4 protein-coding genes are annotated in these 3,173 nt (G+C 64.2%); all 4 read right to left on the reverse strand.

Features of this window, described 5'->3' with window-relative positions:
- The coding region (locus tag EN984_RS27995) for a histone deacetylase family protein (RefSeq protein WP_164765697.1) at positions 1 to 733 on the reverse strand (733 nt) is incomplete at its 3' end.
- On the reverse strand, positions 730 to 1,245 hold the full coding sequence (locus EN984_RS28000) for a GNAT family N-acetyltransferase (protein ID WP_127269919.1): 516 nt from the start codon (positions 1,243 to 1,245) through the stop codon (positions 730 to 732). The genes EN984_RS28000 and EN984_RS27995, both read right to left, overlap by 4 nt.
- A 12-nt stretch (positions 1,246 to 1,257) precedes the next feature.
- Entirely contained in the window at positions 1,258 to 2,187 is a 930-nt protein-coding gene (locus EN984_RS28005; protein ID WP_127269879.1) for a 3-keto-5-aminohexanoate cleavage protein, read from the reverse strand.
- 10 nt (positions 2,188 to 2,197) lie between these two features.
- On the reverse strand, positions 2,198 to 3,173 hold a 976-nt coding region (locus EN984_RS28010), incomplete at its 5' end, for an aminotransferase class III-fold pyridoxal phosphate-dependent enzyme (protein WP_164765698.1).

Here is a 3,173-nt window from a genome sequence, read left to right on the forward strand (position 1 = left end):
GGTTGAAATTGTAGCCGAGGCCTGGCCCTTCGCCGCGCTCGTCGGCATGGCCCCAGAAGAACGGATAGAAGCGCACGGGATCGGCATGCAGCGAGACGGTCAGCACATCCGGCCGTGCGTAGAAGATGCCTTGCGTGCCGTTGCCGTGATGCAGGTCGACATCGAGGATCGCCACCCGTGCGGCCTGCTTACGCAGAACCTGCGCCGCGACGGCCGAGTTGTTGATGAAACAGAAGCCGCCGGCGACATCGGCAAAGGCGTGGTGACCGGGCGGGCGGCATAGCGCGTAGGCGGCCGGTACGCCTGACATCACCGCCTCGGCCGCATCGACCGCGGTCCAGGCGCTCCACAGCGCGCTTTGCCAAGTCTCGCCCGAGATCGGGCAAGCGGTGTCGGCCATATGGTAGCCGGCCTGGCCGACTGCCGAGGCCGGATACGAGCCGTTGCGCGCGATCGGATGGATGTTGGGGATCACTTCGGCCGAAGCACCCTCGATGCGCTGCCAGCGCGCGTAGATATGCTCGAGGAAATCCAGATATTCGGGCGTATGCACCGCCGCGACCGGACCGAGCCCATGATTGCGAGGCCGCTCGATCGTGCAACCCGCAGATAATGCGCCGGCTAACAATCTCTCGACGCGCTCCGGCTGTTCCGGATTGGGCTGTGCCGCACCGCTTGACAGGAAGGCCTTGGGGTCGTGACGCTTTTGTTCCTCGGCATAGAAGGCTTTCATTTGTGATCCCCGTTTTCCGGCGCGTCGGCGAAGGCAAAGAAGGCCTCGCCGATGATTTTTTGGGTCTGCTCATAGCTCGACCAGGCGATGCCCAGCCTTTCGTAGAAAGTCTTGGCGCCTTCATTGTCGGTGTCGACCGACAGCCGGAGATAGACGCCGCCTTCGTTCCGGCACTGCGCCGCAACATGCCGCAACAGCCGCTCGCCGATCTTGCGGCCGCGAAACCGGTCCTCGACATAGAGGTCCTGCACATAGACGCCAGGCCGCCCCATCCAGGTCGAAAAGATCGGGAAATGCAGGCAAAGCCCGGCAAATTCCCCGCCGACTTCGGCGATCAGGGTCGAAAAGGCGGGTTTTTCGCCAAAGCCGTACGTTCTGAGATCGTCCGGCGTCGAGAAGATCTCCTCGGGCGCGCCGATATGCGTGCCGAGCTTCAGGATCGCCGCGTGGATGGTTTCGACGTCTTCGATCCGGCCGGGGCGTAAGAGGACGTCATTGGATGTTGGATTGATCACGGTCGTCTCTCAAAACGCCACCCGGTCGCCGCCCTTGAGCGCCAGCATGTCGCGCGCTTCGGTTGGCGTTGCAACCTCCAGAGACAGCCCGTCGAGAATGCCACGGATGCGGCGCACCTGGTCGGCATTGGATTTCGCCAACTGGCGGCCATCATAGAGACTGTCTTCCAGCCCGACCCGGACATTGCCGCCCATCGCCGCGGCGATCGAAATCAGCGGCATCTGCTGGCGGCCGGCGGCCAGCACCGAGAACTGGTAGCTGTCGCCGAACAATTTGTCGGCGATCCGCTTCATATGGACGAGGTTCTCCGGGTCGGCGCCGATGCCACCAAGAATGCCCAGCACGAACTGAATGAACAGCGGCCCCGACACCAGACCCCGGTCGCGGAAATGCGCCAGCGAATAGAGATGGCCGACATCGTAGCATTCGAATTCGAAGCGCGTGCCGCAGCCCTTGCCCAGCCGCTCCAGCACGCCCTCCATGTCGGCGAAGGTGTTCTTGAAGATGGTGTCGCGCGTCGCTTCGAGCAGCTTGGGTTCCCACTCGTGCTGCCATTCCCTTGGCTTGTCGAGCATCGGGAACAGCGCGAAATTCATCGAACCCATGTTGAGCGAGCACATTTCGGGTTCAGCCCGCAAAGGGGCTGCCAGCCGCTGATCGAGCGTCATCAGCGACGAGCCGCCGGTGGTGATGTTGATCACCGCATCGGTCGCCTGTTTGATGCGCGGCAGGAACTGCATGTAGACGTCCGGATCGGCGGTCGGGCGGCCATCCCTCGGGTCGCGGGCGTGCAGATGCAGGATCGACGCGCCGGCTTCGGCCGCCGCGATCGCCTCCGCCGCGATCTGGTCCGGCGTCACCGGCAGATAGGGCGACATTGACGGCGTGTGCACCGAGCCGGTGACGGCGCAGGTTATGATGACTTTTCTAGGCGCCATCTTTGTCGCCTCAGCCTTCGACCGGCAGGTCGAGTTCGGCAGCCAGCAACTCCAGCGAGTCGCCGATGATGGAAACGATCTCGCCGACCTGTTCGCTGGTGACGATCATCGGCGGCGCGACCATGAAATTGTCGCCGTCGACGCCACCCTTGACCCTGCGGCCATAGATGATCAGCCCGCGCTCATAGGCGAGGTCGAGCAGCCGCTGCGTGGCTTTCTTGGTCTGGTCGATCGGCCTCAGCGTCTCTGGATCGGCAACCATCTGAGCGCCGGTGAGCAGGCCCTTGCCGCGCACGTCGGCGATGAACGGAAACCGCTTCGCCAGCCCCTTCAGCCCGTCCATCAGCACATCACCCATGGCGGCCGCATTGGCGATCAGGTCGAGCCGGTCCATTTCACCGAGCACGGCAAGCCCGGCGGCGCAGGCCAGCGGGTTGCCGGCATAGGTGTGGCCGTGCTGGAAGCCGCCGGAGTCAAGCAGCGGCTGCACCAGCCGCATCGGGGCGGCGAGCGCGCCAAGCGGCGCATAGCCCGAACCCAGCCCCTTCGACAGCGCGACGATGTCGGGCTTGCAGTTCCAATGGTCGCCGCCTAGGAATTTGCCGGTGCGGCCGGCGCCGCTCATCACTTCATCGTGGATGAGCAGGATTCCGTAGCGGTCGCAGATCTCGCGGATGCGCGGATAATAGCTGTCCGGCGCGACCATTGCCGCGGTCGCCGCACCGCCGATCGGCTCCATGATGAAAGCGACCACGCTGTCTGGACCTTCCGCAAGAATCTTCTCCTCCAGCATGTCGGCATAGCGGATGCCGCGCTGTTCCATCGAGAGATTGTCGCGGTCGCGCCAGGCATTCGGCGCCGGCACGGTCGGCATAGCCCGCATCATCGGCTCGAACGTTTCGGCCAGCGCATCGTCGCCGGTGACCGAGAGCGAACCCAGCGTGCCGCCATGATAGGAGGGGAAGCGGGTGATCACCTTCCAGCGG

The sequence above is a fragment of the Mesorhizobium sp. M7A.F.Ca.CA.004.12.1.1 genome, assembly GCF_003997835.1.
Taxonomy (GTDB): domain Bacteria; phylum Pseudomonadota; class Alphaproteobacteria; order Rhizobiales; family Rhizobiaceae; genus Mesorhizobium.